This window comes from Streptomyces sp. NPDC025833 (assembly GCF_055558055.1).
Genome location: NZ_JBVHNF010000006.1, coordinates 212,660 through 230,024 on the forward strand (window position 1 = coordinate 212,660; position 17,365 = coordinate 230,024).

The 17,365-nt window shown below is 72.8% G+C and carries 18 protein-coding genes; 12 read left to right on the plus strand and 6 right to left on the minus strand.

The window, feature by feature from the left end; genetic code table 11:
• The first annotated feature begins 5 nt into the window (after nt 1-5).
• The gene (locus ACZ4K2_RS12450; RefSeq protein ID WP_467473184.1) at nt 6-551 is read left to right on the plus strand and encodes an arginine repressor; all 546 of its coding nucleotides are present in this window, start codon (nt 6-8) and stop codon (nt 549-551) included.
• 403 nt (nt 552-954) lie between these two features.
• On the opposite strand, the gene ACZ4K2_RS12455 is transcribed toward ACZ4K2_RS12450, so the two are convergent.
• Both ACZ4K2_RS12455 and ACZ4K2_RS12460 read right to left on the minus strand, forming a co-directional pair.
• Complete coding sequence (locus ACZ4K2_RS12455) at nt 955-1,662, minus strand: L,D-transpeptidase family protein (protein WP_467473185.1); 708 nt, start codon at nt 1,660-1,662, stop codon at nt 955-957.
• Nucleotides 1,663-1,665: 3 nt separating this feature from the next.
• Complete coding sequence (locus ACZ4K2_RS12460; protein ID WP_467473187.1) at nt 1,666-2,253, minus strand: pyridoxamine 5'-phosphate oxidase family protein; 588 nt, start codon at nt 2,251-2,253, stop codon at nt 1,666-1,668.
• 152 nt (nt 2,254-2,405) lie between these two features.
• Between ACZ4K2_RS12460 and ACZ4K2_RS12465 the strand changes: the two genes are divergently transcribed.
• From ACZ4K2_RS12465 to ACZ4K2_RS12485, 5 genes are all read left to right on the plus strand, one after another.
• Nucleotides 2,406-3,599 carry an argininosuccinate synthase gene (locus ACZ4K2_RS12465; RefSeq protein WP_467473189.1) on the plus strand — a complete coding sequence of 398 codons (1,194 nt, stop codon included), beginning with the start codon at nt 2,406-2,408 and terminating at the stop codon, nt 3,597-3,599.
• A 117-nt stretch (nt 3,600-3,716) separates the two neighbouring features.
• A complete protein-coding gene (gene argH, locus ACZ4K2_RS12470) occupies nt 3,717-5,150 on the plus strand; it encodes an argininosuccinate lyase (RefSeq protein ID WP_467473190.1) in 1,434 nt (477 codons plus the stop codon).
• Nucleotides 5,151-5,301: 151 nt separating this feature from the next.
• Nucleotides 5,302-6,273: an aldo/keto reductase gene (locus ACZ4K2_RS12475; RefSeq protein WP_467473192.1), complete on the plus strand. Its 972-nt coding sequence runs from the start codon at nt 5,302-5,304 to the stop codon at nt 6,271-6,273.
• A gap of 83 nt (nt 6,274-6,356) precedes the next feature.
• A complete protein-coding gene (locus ACZ4K2_RS12480) occupies nt 6,357-6,905 on the plus strand; it encodes a TetR/AcrR family transcriptional regulator (RefSeq protein ID WP_467473194.1) in 549 nt (182 codons plus the stop codon).
• A gap of 43 nt (nt 6,906-6,948) precedes the next feature.
• A complete protein-coding gene (locus ACZ4K2_RS12485) occupies nt 6,949-8,472 on the plus strand; it encodes an MFS transporter (protein ID WP_467473196.1) in 1,524 nt (507 codons plus the stop codon).
• A 112-nt stretch (nt 8,473-8,584) separates the two neighbouring features.
• Here the strand turns inward: ACZ4K2_RS12485 and ACZ4K2_RS12490 are convergent, their stop codons facing one another.
• Together ACZ4K2_RS12490 and ACZ4K2_RS12495 are read right to left on the minus strand one after the other, a co-directional pair.
• Nucleotides 8,585-10,198 carry a multicopper oxidase family protein gene (locus ACZ4K2_RS12490; RefSeq protein WP_467473199.1) on the minus strand — a complete coding sequence of 538 codons (1,614 nt, stop codon included), beginning with the start codon at nt 10,196-10,198 and terminating at the stop codon, nt 8,585-8,587.
• A 123-nt stretch (nt 10,199-10,321) separates the two neighbouring features.
• On the minus strand, nt 10,322-10,993 hold the full coding sequence (locus ACZ4K2_RS12495) for a lysophospholipid acyltransferase family protein (RefSeq protein ID WP_467473479.1): 672 nt from the start codon (nt 10,991-10,993) through the stop codon (nt 10,322-10,324).
• Between the two features lie 343 nt (nt 10,994-11,336).
• Here ACZ4K2_RS12495 and ACZ4K2_RS12500 point away from each other — a divergent pair, with 343 nt between their 5' ends.
• The 3 genes from ACZ4K2_RS12500 (at nt 11,337) to ACZ4K2_RS12510 (ending at nt 13,645) form a co-directional block, all read left to right on the plus strand.
• Complete coding sequence (locus ACZ4K2_RS12500) at nt 11,337-12,503, plus strand: glycerophosphodiester phosphodiesterase (protein WP_467473201.1); 1,167 nt, start codon at nt 11,337-11,339, stop codon at nt 12,501-12,503.
• A gap of 92 nt (nt 12,504-12,595) precedes the next feature.
• Nucleotides 12,596-13,102 carry a sigma-70 family RNA polymerase sigma factor gene (locus ACZ4K2_RS12505; RefSeq protein WP_467473202.1) on the plus strand — a complete coding sequence of 169 codons (507 nt, stop codon included), beginning with the start codon at nt 12,596-12,598 and terminating at the stop codon, nt 13,100-13,102.
• Between the two features lie 45 nt (nt 13,103-13,147).
• Nucleotides 13,148-13,645 (plus strand): GNAT family N-acetyltransferase, encoded by a 498-nt coding sequence (locus ACZ4K2_RS12510; protein WP_467473481.1) that lies wholly within the window; start codon nt 13,148-13,150, stop codon nt 13,643-13,645.
• Between the two features lie 43 nt (nt 13,646-13,688).
• On the opposite strand, the gene ACZ4K2_RS12515 is transcribed toward ACZ4K2_RS12510, so the two are convergent.
• Complete coding sequence (locus ACZ4K2_RS12515) at nt 13,689-14,108, minus strand: hypothetical protein (RefSeq protein WP_467473204.1); 420 nt, start codon at nt 14,106-14,108, stop codon at nt 13,689-13,691.
• Between the two features lies 1 nt (nt 14,109).
• On the minus strand, nt 14,110-14,469 hold the full coding sequence (locus ACZ4K2_RS12520) for a hypothetical protein (protein ID WP_467473205.1): 360 nt from the start codon (nt 14,467-14,469) through the stop codon (nt 14,110-14,112).
• A 69-nt stretch (nt 14,470-14,538) separates the two neighbouring features.
• Between ACZ4K2_RS12520 and ACZ4K2_RS12525 the strand changes: the two genes are divergently transcribed.
• From ACZ4K2_RS12525 to ACZ4K2_RS12535, 3 genes are all read left to right on the plus strand, one after another.
• A complete protein-coding gene (locus ACZ4K2_RS12525; protein ID WP_467473206.1) occupies nt 14,539-15,189 on the plus strand; it encodes an HAD family hydrolase in 651 nt (216 codons plus the stop codon).
• Nucleotides 15,190-15,586: 397 nt separating this feature from the next.
• Nucleotides 15,587-16,621, plus strand: coding sequence for a methionine ABC transporter ATP-binding protein (locus ACZ4K2_RS12530; protein WP_467473208.1), 1,035 nt, complete (start codon nt 15,587-15,589; stop codon nt 16,619-16,621).
• Complete coding sequence (locus tag ACZ4K2_RS12535) at nt 16,618-17,355, plus strand: methionine ABC transporter permease (protein WP_467473209.1); 738 nt, start codon at nt 16,618-16,620, stop codon at nt 17,353-17,355. Before ACZ4K2_RS12530 ends, ACZ4K2_RS12535 begins: the two co-directional genes overlap by 4 nt.
• Nucleotides 17,356-17,365: the final 10 nt, after the last annotated feature.

A 17,365-nucleotide genomic window follows, 5' to 3' on the forward strand; every position in this document is an offset into this window, starting at 1 on the left:
CGACGATGAGCGAGGCGCAGGACCAGGAGCAGGCCGGGGGGGCCGGGCCCGCCGTACCGCAGACCCGCACCGCACGGCACCGCCGGATCGTGGACATCCTCAACCGGCAGCCGGTGCGGTCGCAGAGCCAGCTCGCGAAGCTGCTCGCCGACGACGGACTGAGCGTCACCCAGGCGACGCTCAGCCGCGATCTCGACGAGCTGAACGCGGTGAAGATCCGCAACAACGACGGCGACCTGATCTACGCGGTGCCCAGCGAGGGCGGATTCCGCACGCCGCGGGCCCCGCTGGGGGAGTCGGCGAAGGAGGAGCGGATGCGGCGGCTGTCGCAGGAGCTGCTGATCTCCGCCGAGGCGTCGGCGAACCTGGTGGTCCTGCGGACCCCTCCGGGCGCCGCGCAGTTCCTGGCGTCCGCGATCGACCAGGCGGAGCTGCAGGACATCCTCGGCACGATCGCGGGTGACGACACGCTGCTGCTGATCAGCCGGAACCCGACCGGCGGGCAGGCCCTGGCGGACCACCTGCTGCGGCTGGCCCAGAACGGGCACTGACGGGCTCTGAGGAGGCCCGCCCGGCGTCCGGGACGGAGGGCACCCGTCCCGGACGCCGGGCGCGGATACGGCACGGCTCGGACAGCACCCGCTCCGCACCCGGAGAGGACGCGGCACCGGACCCGCCGAGCGGGCGGGGCCGACCGGCCCGTCACCCCGGCCGTGCCGCCGGCCCCCGCGTGCGGCGCACCTCGCCGGCCGCGGTGATCAGCGGGCCCTCCGCGCCCGGCAGCGACTCCCGCCGGCGGCGGAGCGGGCCCGGGCCTGTCGATCGTGGTGGCGGTGGCGGTGGCGGTGGCGCACGGGGCAGCGCTGGCCTCGACGGCGCGCCCGGGACCACGGCCTTCACCGTCCGGCTGCCCCATGACCCGGCTGACCCCGGGACGGAGTCGCAAGAGCGTGCTCAGTAGCGGTGGAGCGCGGTCTTTCCGCTCTGCGTGCCGATCGCGATGTGGGGGCGGGCCCTCGGGTCCGTCCAGGTGAGGATGCGGCGCATCGCGTCCTCCGGCACCGACACGCAACCCGCCGTCGCCGCCCTGCCGTTGACGTGCAGGAAGATCCCGGCCCCGCGGCCCCGCACGGGCCGGTCGTAGTTGAAGCCGACGACGAGGGCGTGGGCGTACTGCGCGGGGTAGGAGGCCAGGTGTTCGGACTCGGTGGCGCGGCAGTCGGCGGGCAGCGGGTCGGCCCACCGGTTGTAGCGGGCCGAGTCGTTGTCCTGGCACCACCAGGAACCGGCCCCGACGGCCCGGTACCCCACCGACGTGCCGGCCGGTGCCGCCTCGGTGCCGAAGGCGAAGGGGAGGCGGTACAGGCCGGTCGGGGTGGTGTTCGTGCCCTGCTTGCGCTTCCCGCCGTCCACCAGCCCCCTGGAGCCGAAGCGGGCCGGTGCGGAGCCGGCCCGGGTCCAGGTCCCGTCCCGCAGGTCCCACCAGCTGACCGTGCCCGTGGTGGAGCCGGTGTCCGGGGCCAGGGCGAGGACGAGCTGGCGGCCGCCGCCCGTGTCCGCCATCGCCGCCGGCAGCGGCTCCCGGCCGCCGGGAGCGGGCGCGGCGCCGGACAGGGCGAGGGCGCAGGCGGGGACCAGGACGAGGACGGCACCGGGGCGCATGGCTCAGACGGTAGAGGGCGGCAGCGGCAACGGCAGTCCGGGCAGTCCGTCCAGGCTCGTCGCGACGTGCTCCTTCCTGGTGAAGTACGCGTCCAGCGAGGCGTCGTCCTCGCGGGCGAACCGCTTGCCATGCAGGTCGCGGTCCTCCTCGTAGGCCATGAAGGGGACGGCGTACCCGCAGGTGTCCCGGACCAGCCCGGCGTGGACCACGATGACCGCCCGCAGGCCGTGCGCCCGCGGGTCGATGTCCGGGAAGCGGGCGAGCAGCTCCGGGAAGCGCGGGTCGTCGCGGAAGACCGGTTCGCCCCGGCCGTGCACGCGCACGATGTTCGGCGGGCCCTGGAAGGCGCACCACATCAGCGTGATCCGCCCGTTCTCCCGCAGGTGGGCGATGGTCTCGGCGTTGGACCCGGCGAAGTCCAGGTAGGCCACGGTGTGCTCGTCGAGCACGGCGAAGGAGCCCCGCAGGCCCTTGGGGGAGAGGTTGACCGTGCCGTCGCCGGCGAGCGGGGCGGTCGCGGTGAAGAAGACCGGCTGCTCCTCGATGAAGGCGCGGAGTCTGCCGTCGATGCGCTCGTAGGTCTTTCCCATGCCTGGCGATTATCGACGGGAGTCGTTCGACTGTCTAAATAGTTCCATCCCCTGGACACCCCGGGCCCGTGTCACCCGTGCGAGCGATTGACGAATCATGCGGAGTTCTGCATACTCATGCATGTCAGCGAATGCACTGTGAGGAGAAACCCGTGACCGAGCGCGTCGTACTCGCCTACTCAGGCGGTCTGGACACCTCCGTCGCCATCGGCTGGATCGCCGAGGAGACGGGCGCCGAGGTCATCGCCGTTGCGGTCGACGTCGGCCAGGGCGGCGAGGACCTGGACGTCATCCGCAAGCGCGCCCTCGCGTGCGGCGCCGTCGAGGCCGAGGTCGCCGACGCCAAGGACGAGTTCGCCGACGAGTACTGTCTCCCGGCGATCAAGGCCAACGCCCTGTACATGGACCGCTACCCGCTGGTCTCCGCCCTCTCCCGGCCGACGATCGTCAAGCACCTCGTCGCCGCCGCCAAGAAGCACGGCGCCACCACGGTCGCCCACGGCTGCACCGGCAAGGGCAACGACCAGGTCCGCTTCGAGGCCGGCATCGTCGCCCTCGCCCCCGACCTGAAGTGCATCGCCCCGGTCCGCGACTACGCGATGACCCGCGACAAGGCGATCGCCTTCTGCGAGGCCAAGCAGCTCCCGATCGCCACCACCAAGAAGTCCCCGTACTCCATCGACCAGAACGTCTTCGGACGCGCGGTCGAGACGGGCTTCCTGGAGGACATCTGGAACGCCCCGATCGAGGACATCTACGAGTACACCTCCAACCCGGCCGTCCCGCGCGAGGCCGACGAGGTCGTCATCACCTTCAAGGAGGGCGTCCCGGTCGCCCTCGACGGCCGGCCCGTCAGCGTCCTGCAGGCCATCCAGCAGCTCAACGAGCGCGCCGGCGCCCAGGGCATCGGCCGGATCGACATGGTCGAGGACCGCCTCGTCGGCATCAAGTCCCGCGAGGTCTACGAGGCCCCGGGCGCGATCGCGCTGATCACCGCCCACCAGGAGCTGGAGAACGTCACCGTCGAGCGCGAGCTGGCCCGCTACAAGCGGCAGGTCGAGCAGCGCTGGGGCGAGCTGGTCTACGACGGCCAGTGGTTCTCCCCGCTCAAGCGCGCCCTGGACGGCTTCATCGACGAGGCCAACCAGCACGTCTCCGGCGACGTCCGGATGACCCTGCACGGCGGCCGCGCGGTCGTCACCGGCCGGCGCTCGGAGTCGTCCCTGTACGACTTCAACCTGGCCACCTACGACACCGGCGACACCTTCGACCAGGCCGCGGCCAAGGGCTTCATCGACATCTACAGCCTGTCGTCGAAGATCGCCGCCAAGCGGGACCTGGCGTGAGCCTCCCGGGTCACCCCACGGCATCAGCCTGACAGCCGCCTCCCCGCCTGCAAGGGTGGGGAGGCGGTCGCACACACGGACCCCGTGACACGACGACATCTCCGAGGAGCAACGCAAGTGAGCAGCAACAGCGGTGACGTACGGCTCTGGGGCGGCCGTTTCGCCGACGGTCCCGCCGAGGCCCTGGCGAAGCTGTCCGCCTCCGTCCACTTCGACTGGCGGCTCGCGCCCTACGACATCGCCGGCTCACGCGCCCACGCGCGCGTGCTGCACAAGGCGGGGCTCCTCACCGAGGACGAGCTGGCGCGGATGACCGCCGGGCTCGACCGGCTGGAGGCGGACGTCGCCGCCGGCACCTTCGTGGGCACCATCGCCGACGAGGACGTGCACACCGCCCTGGAGCGCGGCCTGCTGGAGCGCCTCGGCCCCGAGCTGGGCGGCAAGCTCCGCGCCGGCCGGTCGCGGAACGACCAGGTGGCCACCCTCTTCCGGATGTACCTCCGGGACCACGCCCGGACCATCGGCGGCCTGCTCGCCGACCTCCAGGACGCCCTGGTCGGCCTCGCCGAGGCGCACCCGGACGTCGCGATGCCCGGCCGCACCCACCTCCAGCACGCCCAGCCGGTGCTCTTCGCCCACCACGTCCTGGCGCACGTCCAGGCGCTGTCCCGGGACGCCGAGCGGCTGCGCCAGTGGGACGAGCGGACGGCCGTCTCGCCGTACGGCTCCGGGGCGCTGGCCGGCTCCTCCCTGGGCCTGGACCCGGAGGCGGTCGCCGCGGACCTCGGCTTCGAGCACGGCAGCGCCGCCAACTCCATCGACGGCACCGCCTCCCGCGACTTCGTCGCCGAGTTCGCCTTCATCACCGCGATGACCGGCGTGAACCTCTCCCGGATCGCCGAGGAGATCATCCTGTGGAACACGAAGGAGTTCTCCTTCGTCACCCTCCACGACGCGTTCTCCACCGGCTCGTCGATCATGCCGCAGAAGAAGAACCCGGACATCGCCGAGCTGGCCCGGGGCAAGTCCGGCCGCCTGATCGGCAACCTCACCGGCCTCATGGCCACCCTCAAGGCCCTGCCCCTCGCCTACAACCGCGACCTCCAGGAGGACAAGGAGCCGGTCTTCGACTCCTGCGACCAGCTGGAGATCCTGCTCCCCGCCTTCACCGGCATGATCGCCACCCTCACCGTCCACCGCGAGCGCATGGAGGAGCTGGCCCCGGCCGGCTTCTCGCTCGCCACCGACATCGCCGAGTGGCTGGTCCGCCAGGGCGTGCCCTTCCGCGTGGCCCACGAGGTCGCGGGGGAGTGCGTCAAGGCCGCCGAGGCCGAGGGCAAGGAGCTGGACGACCTGACGGACGAGCAGTTCGCCAAGATCTCCGCGCACCTCACCCCGGAGGTGCGCACGGTCCTCAACGTCCCCGGCGCCCTGGCCTCCCGCAACGGCCGCGGCGGTACCGCCCCGAGCGCGGTGGCCGTGCAGCTCGCCGAGGTGAAGGCGGACGTGGCGGCGCAGCACCGGTGGGCCGGCGCGAAGAAGAAGGGCTGAGCGCGGCGGGGCCCCGGCACGGGGCCCGGGGACGCGGCCGGCCGCCCCGGCCCGTCCCCGCCGCGCCCCTCGCGGCGCCGCCGGGAGCGGGGGCCGGCAGGGGTTAGGTTGGTCGGGAGCCGTACCGGAGCCCGACCGAACGGAGCCCGCGATGCCCTTCGCGCGACTGGCCACAGCGACCACCCCCACCTGCCACATCGGACTGGGTCTCGCCGCCGTCGGCCGCCCCGGCTACATCAACCTCGGCCGGGAGGACGACCTGCCCGGGGAGCGCACGGTCGAGGCCCTGCGCGCGCGGACGCACGAACTCCTCGACGCCGCCTACGCCCAGGGCGTCCGCTACGTCGACGTCGCCCGCTCCTACGGCCGGTCCGAGGAGTTCCTGGCCGGCTGGCTGGACGCCCACCCCGAGGCCGGCGACATCGTGGTCGGCAGCAAGTGGGGCTACACCTACACCGCCGACTGGTCCGCGGACGCCGGGACGCACGAGGTCAAGGACCACGGCCTCGCCACGTACGACCGGCAGCGCGCCGAGACCGCCGCGCTGCTCGGCGACCACCTGGACCTCTACCAGATCCACTCGGTGACCCCGGACAGCCCGGCCCTCACCGACAAGGACCTGCACGCCAGGCTGGCCGAAGCCGCCGCCGGCGGCCTGACCGTCGGCTTCTCCACCAGCGGCCCGGCCCAGGCCGACGCGATCCGCGCCGCCCTCGCCGTCACGGTCGACGGCGCGCCCCTCTTCCGCACCGTCCAGTCGACGTACAACCTCCTGGAGGGCTCGGCCGGACCCGCCCTCGCCGAGGCGCACGACGCCGGGCTCACCGTGATCGTCAAGGAGGGCATGGCGAACGGCCGGCTCGCCGGACCGCACGCCCCGGAGATGCTGCGGGCGGTGGCCGCGGAGACCTCGCTCGACTGCGACGCGGTCGCCCTCGCCTGGATCCTGCACCGGCCGTGGGCCGGGGTGGTCCTCTCCGGCGCCGCGACCGTCCCGCAGCTCCTGTCCAACCTGCACGCCCCCGCCGTCGACCTCGACGTGGACCAGCTGACCCGCCTCGCCACGCTGAAGGAGGAGCCGGGCGCGTACTGGGAGCGGCGCGGGCAGCTCCCCTGGCACTGACCCGACACCGCGCCGACCAGCGCTGATGAGTCATTCATGCCCAGAGTGAGACGCCTCTGTCTCACATGGGCTATCCTTGTCTCATGGCTCTCGATCGCGACCAGGTGCTGCGCAGCGCGGCCGCCCTGCTGACCCGCAAGTCCACCGCGACCATGGACGAGGTCGCCAAGGCCGCCGGGATCAGCCGGGCCACGCTGCACCGCCACTTCGCCGGCCGCGACGCGCTCGTGCGCGCCCTGGAGGCGCTCGGCATCGCCGAGTGCGAGGCGGCGCTGGCCGCGGCCCGGCTGGACGAGGGCCCCGCGGGCGAGGCCGTGCACCGCCTCGTCCAAGCGGTCGAGCCCGCCGCCGGACTGCTCGCCTTCCTCTACACCGAGAACCAGTTGTTCGAGGGCGAGGAGCAGAACCAGGGCTGGGCCCGCATCGACGAACGCCTCACGGACCTGTTCCGGCGCGGCCAGGAGACCGGCGAGTTCCGGATCGACCTCACCCCGGCCTGGCTCACCGAGGCGCTGTTCGGGCTGCTGGCCTCGGGCGCCTGGGCCGTGAGCGAGGGCCGGGTGGCCGCCAACGACTTCACCCACATGATCGTCGGACTGCTGCTCGGCGGCGTCCGGCGCACCACCGCGTGACCCGCACACGTGACCACGCAGACGCGTGCCGAAGAGAGGAACCATGACCAGCACCCTGCAGCCGGCGTCCGCGGCCGGGGCGGTGCAGCGCCCGGGCCGCTGGCTCGCGCTCTCCGTCCTCGTCCTGGCCGTGCTGCTGGTGGCCGTCGACGCCACCGTCCTCGGCCTGGCGACCCCCTACATCAGTGAGGACCTCGACCCCTCCGGCACCCAGTTGCTGTGGATCGGCGACGTCTACTCGTTCGTCATCGCCGGCCTCCTGGTCTCCATGGGCAGCCTCGGCGACCGCATCGGCCGCAAGCGGATCCTGCTGACCGGCGCCACCGCGTTCGGCGCGCTGTCCGTGCTCAACGCCTACGCGACGACACCCGAGCTGATGATCCTCGCCCGGGCGCTGCTCGGCGTCGCGGGCGCGACCCTGATGCCCGCGACCCTGGCGCTGATCCGCAACATCTTCCACGACCCGCGCGAACGCAGCCTGGCCGTCGGCATCTGGGGCGCCACCGCCTCCGCCGGCACGGCCGTCGGCCCGATCGCGGGCGGATTCCTCCTCGAACACTTCTGGTGGGGCTCGGTCTTCCTGATCAACCTGCCCGTGATGGCGGTCCTGGTCCTGGTCGGCATCCGCACCCTGCCCGAGTCCCGCAACCCGCACCCCGGCCCGTGGGACCTGGTGGGCGTCCTGCTGTCGCTGGTCGGCATGATCGCCCTGGTCTACGCCGTCAAGGAGGCGGCCACCCACGGCGTCACGGGGACGGCCCTCGGCACCGGCCTGCTGGGCGCGGCGGCCCTGTACGGCTTCGTCCACCGCCAGCTCACCCTGCCGGTCCCGCTGCTGGACATGCGCCTGTTCCGGCGCCGCGGCTTCAGCGGCGCGGTCCTCGCCGACCTGCTGACCGTCCTCGGCATGTCCGGCCTGGTGTTCTTCCTCTCTCAGTACCTGCAACTCGTCCAGGACCGGCGCCCGTTCGAGGCCGGTCTGGCCGAACTCCCGGCGGCGGTCGGTGCGGTGGCGGCGGGTCTGGTCGCGGGCCGGGCCGCCCGGCGCTTCTCGGTCCGCGCGGTGGTCTGCGGCGGCCTGGCCGCGGTCGGTGTCGCCCTGGCCGTGCTGACGACGCTCGGCCGGTCCACGAGCTACCCCGTCCTCGGCGCGGCCCTGCTGGTCGTGGGCGTCGGCGCGGGCTTCTCCTTCACGGTGACGGCCGACGTCATCCTCTCCAGCGTCCCGAAGGACCAGGCGGGCGCGGCCTCGGCGGTCTCCGAGACGGCGTACGAACTGGGCGCGGCCCTCGGCATCGCCCTGCTGGGCTCGGTCGTGACCGGGGTCTACCGCGGCTTCGCCGGGCCGCCCGGCACCCCGGCCGCGGCCCACGAGTCGCTCGGCGCGGCGGTGGAGAGCGCGGGGCGGATGCCCCCGCACCGGGCGGAGGCGCTGCTCGACGCGGCCCGCGACTCCTTCGTGCACGGCCTGCACCTGGCCTCCGCGGGAGGCGCGGTGGTCCTCCTGGCCGCCGCGGCGGTGGCCTGGGTCCTGCTGAAGGACCAGCGGCTGGAGAGCGCCGGCTGAGGCCGCCGGCGGACGGCCGGGCGGCCCCGGGAGCGCGGCCGTGCGGTCCGCCTCGGGTGCGCGGAGGACCACCGCGCACCCGCGGCCACCACGGGGCGGCCCGCCCCGGAGGTCACCTCTTGTAGCCGAGCACCGTCATCATGCCGCTCTCCGAGTGGTACTGGTTGTGGCAGTGCAGCATCCACAGCCCCGGGTTGTCGGCGTCGAAGTCGAGCACCAGTTTGCGGTGCGGGAGCACGATCGCCGTGTCCTTGCGCGCTCCCACCGAGTCCAGTCCGGTCACCGCGAAGGTGTGCCCGTGCAGGTGCATCGGGTGCCACATGGCGGTGGCGTTGATGAGGGTGAGCCGCACCCGCTCACCGGCGCGGACGGGATGGCGCTCCTGCACGGAGTAGGTCTTGTGGTCGAACCCCCAGTCGAAGTTCTCCATGCCGCCGGTGATCCTGATGCGCAGCTCGCGGTCGGGGTGGCGCTCGCGCAGGGCGACGGAGTCGGCCGGCAGCAGCCGGCGCGCGGGGACGGTCTCCCGGTCGAGTTCGACGGGGTGCACGTCGGGCCGGGGGAGGCTCCCGCCGGTCTTCTTGTCGGTGCGCAGTACGGCGAGCGCCCGGCCCTGCTTGCCCTCGGGCACCGCGACGAGGGGGAAGACGCCGTCCTTGGCGGTGATCAGGACGTCGTAGCGTTCCGCCATGCCGATGAGGAGGGAGTCGGTCTCCTTGTGCTTCACGGGGTAGCCGTCGGTGTGCGTGACGGTCATCTTGTGGCCGCCGAGCGCGATCCGGAAGGCGGTCTCCGACCCGGCGTTGATGAGGCGCAGCCGCACGCGGTCGCCCCGACGGCAGCGGAACACCGAGGGGTGGTCCGGCAGCCGCCCGTTCACCAGGTAGTACGGGTAGGCGACGCTGCCGCCCTCGCTGTGCAGCATGCGGCTGTAGGACTTGTGCAGGACCCGGTCGGGGCCGGACGGCTTCGCGGCGTGGGACGGGTGCGTGCTCCCCGCGGTGGGGCCGGGACCCATGGCCATACCGCCCATGTCCATGGCGCCGCCGGGCTTGAGCTGGTTCAGCACGTCGTCGGGGGTGGAGCCGTCGATGCCGTCCAGCCAGTCGTCCAGCACCACCACCCACTCCTTGTCGTAGGAGAGGGGTTCCTTGGGGTCCTCGACGACGAGCGCGGCGTGCAGGGCGCGGTCGGGCTGCATCCCGACGTGGGAGTGGAGCAGGTACGTCCCGGGGTGCGCGACGGTGAAGCGGTAGCGGAAGTCGTGCCCGGAGGGGATGGCGCGCTGGGTCAGGTCCGGCACGCCGTCCATGTCGCAGCGCAGCCGTACCCCGTGGGAGTGCAGCGTGGTGGTGACGGGCAGCCGGTTGTCGAGCGTGAGGTCGAGCACGTCACCTGCGGTGACCCGCACCAGCGGGCCCGGCACCGCGTCGTTGTAGGCCCAGGTGCGGACCGACCGCCCGCCCAGGTCCAGCTTGGCTTCGTCGGCGGTGAATCTGAAGGTGCGTACGCGGCCGGCTCCGCGCTTCCGCTCGGCGGCGAGGACCTCCGGATCCGACGGGTTGACGTACCCCTTGGGTCCGGCCGGGACGAACTTCTCCCCGTCGCCCAGGTGTTCGGGTCCGGAGCTGGGCCCGGAGTCGAAGCTGGTGCAGGCTGCCAGGAGTCCCGCGCCGGCGGCGGCGATCGGGGTACGGAGCAGAGTACGCCGAGAAGGTTTGTACATGTCTGAATCAGACATGTTGTGGGGTCATATGGCTGTTTCATACGGCCGAATGCCCGATGTGTCGGCGGCAGATTCCACCGGCAGGCGGACGGACGGCCGTGCCGCGCCCGCCGGTCGGCGGCGTCAGGCGACCTTTGCCTTGGTGGCGTACATGTCCACGTACTCCTGCCCCGACAGGCGCATGACCTCCGTCATGACGGAGTCGGTCACCGCCCGCAGCACGTACCGGTCCCGGTCCATGCCGTCGTACCGGGAGAACTCCATGGCCTCGCCGAACCGGACGGTGACCCGGCCGGGCCGCGGGATGCCCCGGCCGCCCGGCTGGAGCTTGTCCGTGCCGATCATGGCGAACGGCACCACCGGCGCGCCGGTCATCAGCGTCAGCCGCGCGATGCCGGTGCGGCCCCGGTAGAGCCGGCCGTCGGGCGACCGGGTGCCCTCGGGGTAGATCCCGAAGACCCGGCCCTCCTCCAGGATCCGGCGCCCGGTCATCAGCGCGGCCACGCCGCCGTTCGCCCCGTCCCGGTCCACCGGGACCATGCCGACGCCGGTGAAGAACCACGCCATGAGCCGGCCCTTGAAGCCCTTGCCGGTGACGTACTCGTCCTTGCCGATGAAGACGACCTGGCGCTTCGTCACCACGGGCAGCACGATCGAGTCGATGAACGTGAGGTGATTACCGGCCAGGATCACCGGGCCGTCTCCCGGGATGCGCTCGGCGCCCTCCACCTGTGGGCGGAACATCAGGCGCATGATCGGCCCGAGCACTGCCTTGATGAGCGCGAAGCGGGACAACGGGTCCTCCGATGTCAAGGGGGCGATATGAGTCTGTGCAGGTGAGGAGATTACTCGCGGCGCCGGTCCGCGCGCACATCGGGGACGCCCGGTTCACCGATGACTTACGAAGTGTTGACGCGGGTTTACCTGCGGTGGTGCGCGCAGGACGGCGCGTAACAGACGTGCGGCGATGTGACGGACATCGCGCGCGACGGGCCGCCGCGTGGCCGGTCCGGCACCGCGCGCCGCCCGCCCGACACCCGACACCACCCGTGTGTTCGAACCGGGGCCTCCCTGCGGACATGTGTGCGCCCCTACGATCGGCGCGCACTGACGGAGTGAAAGCGGCAGGAGGGCGCTCATGAGCAGCGAGCAGGCGGACGGGCGGACGCGGGGTACGGGGCGACGGGCGCTCCTGGGCGCCGCGGTGCTCGGGGCGGGCGGAGCGGTCCTCGGACTGCCCGGCGCCGCCGAGGCCAGGGCGGCCGGGCACGGGGGCCGCGGCCTGAAGGGCCTGCCGGTACCGGCGATCATCGGCCACCGCGGCGCCAGCGGCTACCGTCCCGAGCACACCTTCGGCTCCTACGAGCTGGCGCTGGACCTCGGCGCCGACGTGGTCGAGGCGGGCGACCTGGTGCCCACCAAGGACGGTCACCTGGTCTGCCGGCACGAGCCGGAGATCGGCGGCACCACGGACGTCGCCTCCCACCCGGAGTTCGCCGGCCGCAGGACCACCAAGGTGCTCGACGGCGTCGCGACCACCGGCTGGTTCACCGAGGACTTCACGCTCGCCGAGCTGAAGACGCTGCGCGCGACCGAGCGCATCCCCGCCAACCGGCCGCACAACACCCTCTACAACGGCCGCTGGGAGATCCCGACCTTCGAGGAGGTCCTGCGCTGGCAGGACGAGCAGACCCGCAAGCGCGGCCGGCAGGTCTGGATCTACCCGGAGACCAAGCACCCCACCTACTTCCGCGAGCTGGGCCTCGGCCTGGAGGAGCGGGTCGCGAAGCTGCTGCGCAAGCACCGCAAGGACGGCCGCAACTCACCCGTCATCCTCCAGTCCTTCGAACCCACGTCCATCCAGCGGCTGAACCGGCTGGTCGACAACCCGCTCGTCGTCCTGCTCTCCTCGGCGAACAGCCGCCCCTACGACTTCGTCGCGGCGAACGACCCGCGCACGGTCGCCGACCTGATCACCCCCCAGGGCCTGCGCGAGATCGCCGGCTACGCCCAGGGCATCGGCCCGACCCTGGACCTGGTCATCCCGAGGAAGGCGGACGGCACCCTGGCGAAGCCGACCGCACTGGTCTCCGACGCGCACCGGGTCGGGCTGGTCCTGCACCCGTACACCATGCGCAACGAGAACCCCTTCCTGCCGGCCGAGTACCGCAAGGGCGCTGCCGCCGACGCCTACGGCGACGTCTTCGGCGCCTTCAAGGCGTACTTCGCGACCGGCATCGACGGCGTCTTCACCGACAACGCCGACACCGGCGTGCTCGCCCGCGCCGACTTCCTGGCAGGCTGACGGCGTCAACCGGCCCGCCCGGCCGCACCCCGTTCGGGGTGAGTGTGCGCCGCCCCGGCAACCCGCCGCCGGGGCGGCTCGTCGTTCCGCACGTGACGCACGACCTGGTGACCGCCCTGCGCCCGCTGCTCGCCGCCGAGGCCGCCGCCGAGGCCCCTGCCGCCGGCGGCGAACCGGGCGACCTGGAGCAGGCGGTGTGGCTGCGGCTGCTGGAACGGCTGGCGGCCGGCGAGCCGCCACCGGACCCGCCCGGCTGGCTGCGCGGGGCCGTCCGCGCCGAGGCCCGCCGCGGCCGCCGCACCGCCCGCCGCGAGGGGCCGTACGACGGCGACCCGGCCGACGGCACCCGGCCCGGGCCCGAGCAGCACGTCCTGGCCGCCGCCCGGTACCGCGCCCTGCGGGACGCGGTCCGCCGCCTGCCCGGCCGCTGCCCCCGCCTCCTCCAGGCGCTGCTCTCGCCGCGGGACCTGACATACCGGGAGATCGCGAGGGAGTTGGGTATCTCACAGGGCAGTCTCGGACCGGAACGCTCCAGATGTCTGGGATGTCTGCGTCGATTGCTCACGCCGGAGGTTGCACCGCGCGATCCGCGGGGATAGGTGTGGGGGACGACAGGTGATCAGGTGAGCGGGAGGCATGCGCACATGGGCATGAGCGTGACCATCTCGGTGGCGACCGAGCAGGACGCGGAGCAGATCTTCAAGCTCCAGTACCTGTGCTTCCAGAGTGAGGCGGCGCTGTACGGCAACTACCGCATCGACCCGCTCGTGCAGAGCCTGGACTCGGTCCGTCAGGAGGTCGCCGCCGACTGCGTGTTCGTCGCCCGGCTCGGCGACGAGGTGGTCGGCTCGGTGCGCGGCAAGGTGTCCGAGGACGGCGCGGCGGCCATCGGCGGGCTCTGCGTCCACCCGCGGCTCCAGGGCCACGGCATCGGCGCCCGCCTGCTGCGCGCGGCCGAGGGGGCGCTCGCCGGGGAGCGGGGCGCCACCCGGTTCCGCCTCTTCACCGGCCACCGCAGCGAGGGCAACCTCCGCCTGTACCGCCGCTCCGGCTACGAGACGGTGGGCCGGCAGCAGGGCGCCGACGGCGTGGAGATGATCATCCTGGAGAAGCGGGCGGGGGACTACGCCGCCACGGCCTGAGCCGGACGCGCCCTCCCGGGGGCGCGCCGGGGCCGGCGTCCGCTCAGGCGGCCCGCCCGGCGCGCGCCTTGCGCAGCCAGTACAGCGCGGAGAGGGGCAGCAGCACCGGGATGAAGACGTAGCCCATCCCGTAGCGGGACCACACGGTCGCGTCCGGGAACGCCGACGGTTCCACCAGCGTCCAGGTGCCGACCACCAGCACGCCCGCCAGCTCGGCGGCGCAGCACACCAGCGCCGCCCTGCGGGCCGTCTCGCCGCCCCGGACCAGGGTGTACGTGATGAACGCGTAGACCACGCCGGCCACGGCCGACAACGTGTACGCGAGCGGTGCCCGGTCGAACTCCGTCGCGATCTGGTACACGGACCGCGACACCGCGCCGACCACCATCACGCCGTACAGCCAGACCAGCAGAATGCCCGGCCCGCTGATCAGGCGGGCCGGCTTCTCCCGCACCGTCGTCACCTCAGCCTCCCCAGATGTCGTAGAGCCGTACTTCCAGGACGGCCAGCACCACGCCGCCCGCGGCGACCGTCAGCGAGCCCCAACGGGACCGCTCGGCCAGCGACATGAAGCCGGCCGCCGGCACACAGGCGAACGCGCCCAGCAGATACGACACGAAGATCGTCGTGCCCTGCTCCGGCTTCTCGCCCCGCGCGAGCTGCACGAACCCGGTCACCAGCTGGACGAGGGCCAGCAGCGACACCACGGCCATGCCGATGAAGTGCCAGTCCTTCGTCGGCTGGTCACGGTGGGCGGCCCAGCCGCACCAGGCGGCGAGCAGCAGCGCGGCGACACCGGTCACCAGCGTCAGGGCATTGAGCATGCGGTGACCCTATTACGGCCGAAACGGGCGGCGGCCGCCGCCCCCGGCGTACCCCGTAGGGTCGGGAGCATGACGATCCACGCGCACGCCCTCCTGTTCGACAACGACGGCACCCTCGTCTCCTCCCTCGACTCCGTCGAGCGCTGCTGGACCCGCTGGGCCGGGGAGTACGGGATCACCGCCGAGGCGTTCGCCCGCGTGGAGCTGCACGGACGCACCGCCGTCGGGATAGTCGGCGACCTGCTGCCGGCCCGCCTGGTGCCGGAGGCGGTCGCCCGGGTCGAGCAGCTCGAGGTCGAGGACGTGGCGAACGGGGGCGTGCGCCTGCTGCCGGGCACCCGGGAGTTCCTGGACGCGCTGCCGGCCGACCGCTGGGCCGTGGTCACCTCCGCCACCCGGCGCCTGGCCGAGGCCCGTCTCGGCGCCGTCGGCATCACCCCCAAGTCGCTGGTCACGGCGGACGACGTCACCCGCGGCAAGCCCGACCCCGAGCCCTATCTGCTCGCCGCTCGCCGGCTCGGCGTGGACCCGGCCCACTGCGTGGTCTTCGAGGACGCCCCCGCCGGACTGCGCGCGGGCCGCGCGGCCGGCATGACGACCGTGGCGTTGGCCACAACCCACCCGGCGGCCGAGCTGGACGCCGACCTGGTGGTGAGGGACCTGTCGGCCTTGTCCGTACTGGCCACCGACGCCGGAGTGGAGATCGCCGTCCGGGACTGAGACCCGGACACCGTTGTCCGCGGCCGTCCAGTATGCGGACGGCGGCGTCGGGGCGGGAGCGCCGGTCTGCTTTACTGAGCGCATGACCACGACGAGCAGCCGCACCCTTGCGACCGAGGCGACCCGCACGCCCGGTGCTCGTTGTATGTGTCCGTGTCGAATGTGCGCCTTCTAGAGGGCCCCCGCACCAACCGAGCCTCGCGCCCCGAAGCGAGAGCCGCGGCCCGTCCGGCGTCCGAGTCCGGCCGTACGCGACCGAAGGCCGCCGCGCGCACACGACGTTCTCCCCGGTACCACCGCCACCCCGAGAACCGTGCCGCGTCCCTGAACGAACGCACGAAACGCACCGTGCCCGGGCACACCCACGCCCGCGCACTCGACAGTGACGGAAACCCACGTGATCACCACCTCGGGCCTGACCAAGGTCTACCGCTCCCGCGGCCGTGAGGTCACCGCCCTCGACGGCGTCGACCTCCACGTCCGCGAAGGCGAGGTCTTCGGTGTCATCGGCCAGTCCGGTGCCGGCAAGTCCTCCCTCATCCGCTGCGTCAACCTGCTGGAGCGCCCCACCTCCGGCACCGTGACCGTCGCCGGGCAGGACCTCACCGCCCTGGTCGGCCGCGGCCCGCGCGCCGGCCGGGAGCTGCGCCGGGCCCGCAGCCGGATCGGCATGGTCTTCCAGCACTTCAACCTGCTGTCCTCGCGCACCGTCCAGGACAACGTCGAGCTGCCCCTGGAGATCCTCGGCACGTCCGGCAAGGAGCGCTCCCGCAAGGCGCTGGAGCTGCTCGACCTCGTCGGCCTCGCCGACAAGGCCAAGGCCTACCCGGCCCAGCTCTCCGGCGGCCAGAAGCAGCGCGTCGGCATCGCCCGCGCCCTCGCCGGCGACCCCAAGGTGCTGCTCTCCGACGAGGCCACGAGCGCCCTCGACCCGGAGACCACCCGCTCGATCCTCCAGCTGCTGCGCGACCTGAACCGCCAGCTCGGCCTGACCGTCCTGCTCATCACCCACGAGATGGACGTCGTGAAGTCGATCTGCGACTCCGCCGCCCTCATGGAGCGGGGCCGGATCGTGGAGTCCGGCACGGTCAGCGAGCTGCTGGCCACCCCCGGCTCGGAACTGGCCGCCGCGCTGTTCCCGGTGGGCGGCGAGGCCGCCGACGCCGACCGGACCGTCGTCGACGTCACCTTCCACGGCGAGGCGGCCACCCAGCCGGTGATCTCCCAGCTCGCCCGCACCTACAACATCGACATCTCGATCCTCGGCGCCGCCATCGACACCGTCGGCGGGCTCCAGGTCGGCCGGATGCGCATCGAGCTGCCCGGCCGCTACGAGGACAACGTGGTGCCGGTCGGGTTCCTGCGCGAGCAGGGCCTGCAGATCGACGTGGTGGGCCAGGAGGCCCCGCTGGTGAAAGAAGGTGCCAAGTGACCTGGTCGGAGATGCAGCCGCTGCTGTCGCAGGCGTGTTCCGAGACGTTCAGCATGGTGCTCTGGTCCACCCTGATCGCCGTCGTCGCCGGCCTTCCGCTCGGCGTCCTCCTCGTCCTCACGGACCGGGGCGGCCTGCTCCAGAACGTGGTCGCCAACAAGGTGATCGGCCAGATCGTGAACGTCGGCCGGTCCATGCCGTTCATCATCCTGATGGTCGCCCTGATGAGCTTCACCCGCTGGGTGACCGGGACCACGATCGGCACCACCGCCGCGATCGTGCCGCTCGCCATCGGCGGCATCCCCTTCTTCGCCCGCCTGGTCGAGACGGCCGTCCGCGAGGTGGACCACGGGCTCGTCGAGGCCGTGCAGTCCATGGGCGGCAACACCTGGACGATCGTCCGCAAGGTCCTCGTCCCCGAGGCCCTGCCCTCGCTGATCGCCAGCACCACCACGACGATCATCGCCCTCATCGGCTACTCCGCCATGGCCGGCACGGTCGGCGGCGGCGGCCTCGGCGACCTCGCCGTCCGCTACGGCTACCAGCGCTTCGAGACCCAGCTGATGTGGATCACCGTGGCGATCCTCGCCGTCGTCATCTCCCTCATCCAGTTCGCCGGCGACTTCGCCGCCCGCTCCCTGCACAGCCGCGGCGGCCGGTCCGGCCCCGCCCCGAAGCTCCGCCTGCTGAAGGCGAAGGAGCCGGCGGCGGGCGACATCGGCAAGCTCGCCTGAGCACTCCCCG

Coding starts and splice junctions, on each gene's coding strand:
- ACZ4K2_RS12450 (WP_467473184.1), top strand. CDS start 6: ATGAGCGAGGCGCAGGACCAGGAGCAGGCCGGGGGGGCCGGGCCCGCC.
- ACZ4K2_RS12455 (WP_467473185.1), bottom strand. CDS start 1,662: ATGCGCCCCGGTGCCGTCCTCGTCCTGGTCCCCGCCTGCGCCCTCGCC.
- ACZ4K2_RS12460 (WP_467473187.1), bottom strand. CDS start 2,253: ATGGGAAAGACCTACGAGCGCATCGACGGCAGACTCCGCGCCTTCATC.
- ACZ4K2_RS12475 (WP_467473192.1), top strand. CDS start 5,302: ATGCCCTTCGCGCGACTGGCCACAGCGACCACCCCCACCTGCCACATC.
- ACZ4K2_RS12480 (WP_467473194.1), top strand. CDS start 6,357: ATGGCTCTCGATCGCGACCAGGTGCTGCGCAGCGCGGCCGCCCTGCTG.
- ACZ4K2_RS12485 (WP_467473196.1), top strand. CDS start 6,949: ATGACCAGCACCCTGCAGCCGGCGTCCGCGGCCGGGGCGGTGCAGCGC.
- ACZ4K2_RS12490 (WP_467473199.1), bottom strand. CDS start 10,198: ATGTACAAACCTTCTCGGCGTACTCTGCTCCGTACCCCGATCGCCGCC.
- ACZ4K2_RS12500 (WP_467473201.1), top strand. CDS start 11,337: ATGAGCAGCGAGCAGGCGGACGGGCGGACGCGGGGTACGGGGCGACGG.
- ACZ4K2_RS12510 (WP_467473481.1), top strand. CDS start 13,148: ATGGGCATGAGCGTGACCATCTCGGTGGCGACCGAGCAGGACGCGGAG.
- ACZ4K2_RS12520 (WP_467473205.1), bottom strand. CDS start 14,469: ATGCTCAATGCCCTGACGCTGGTGACCGGTGTCGCCGCGCTGCTGCTC.
- ACZ4K2_RS12525 (WP_467473206.1), top strand. CDS start 14,539: ATGACGATCCACGCGCACGCCCTCCTGTTCGACAACGACGGCACCCTC.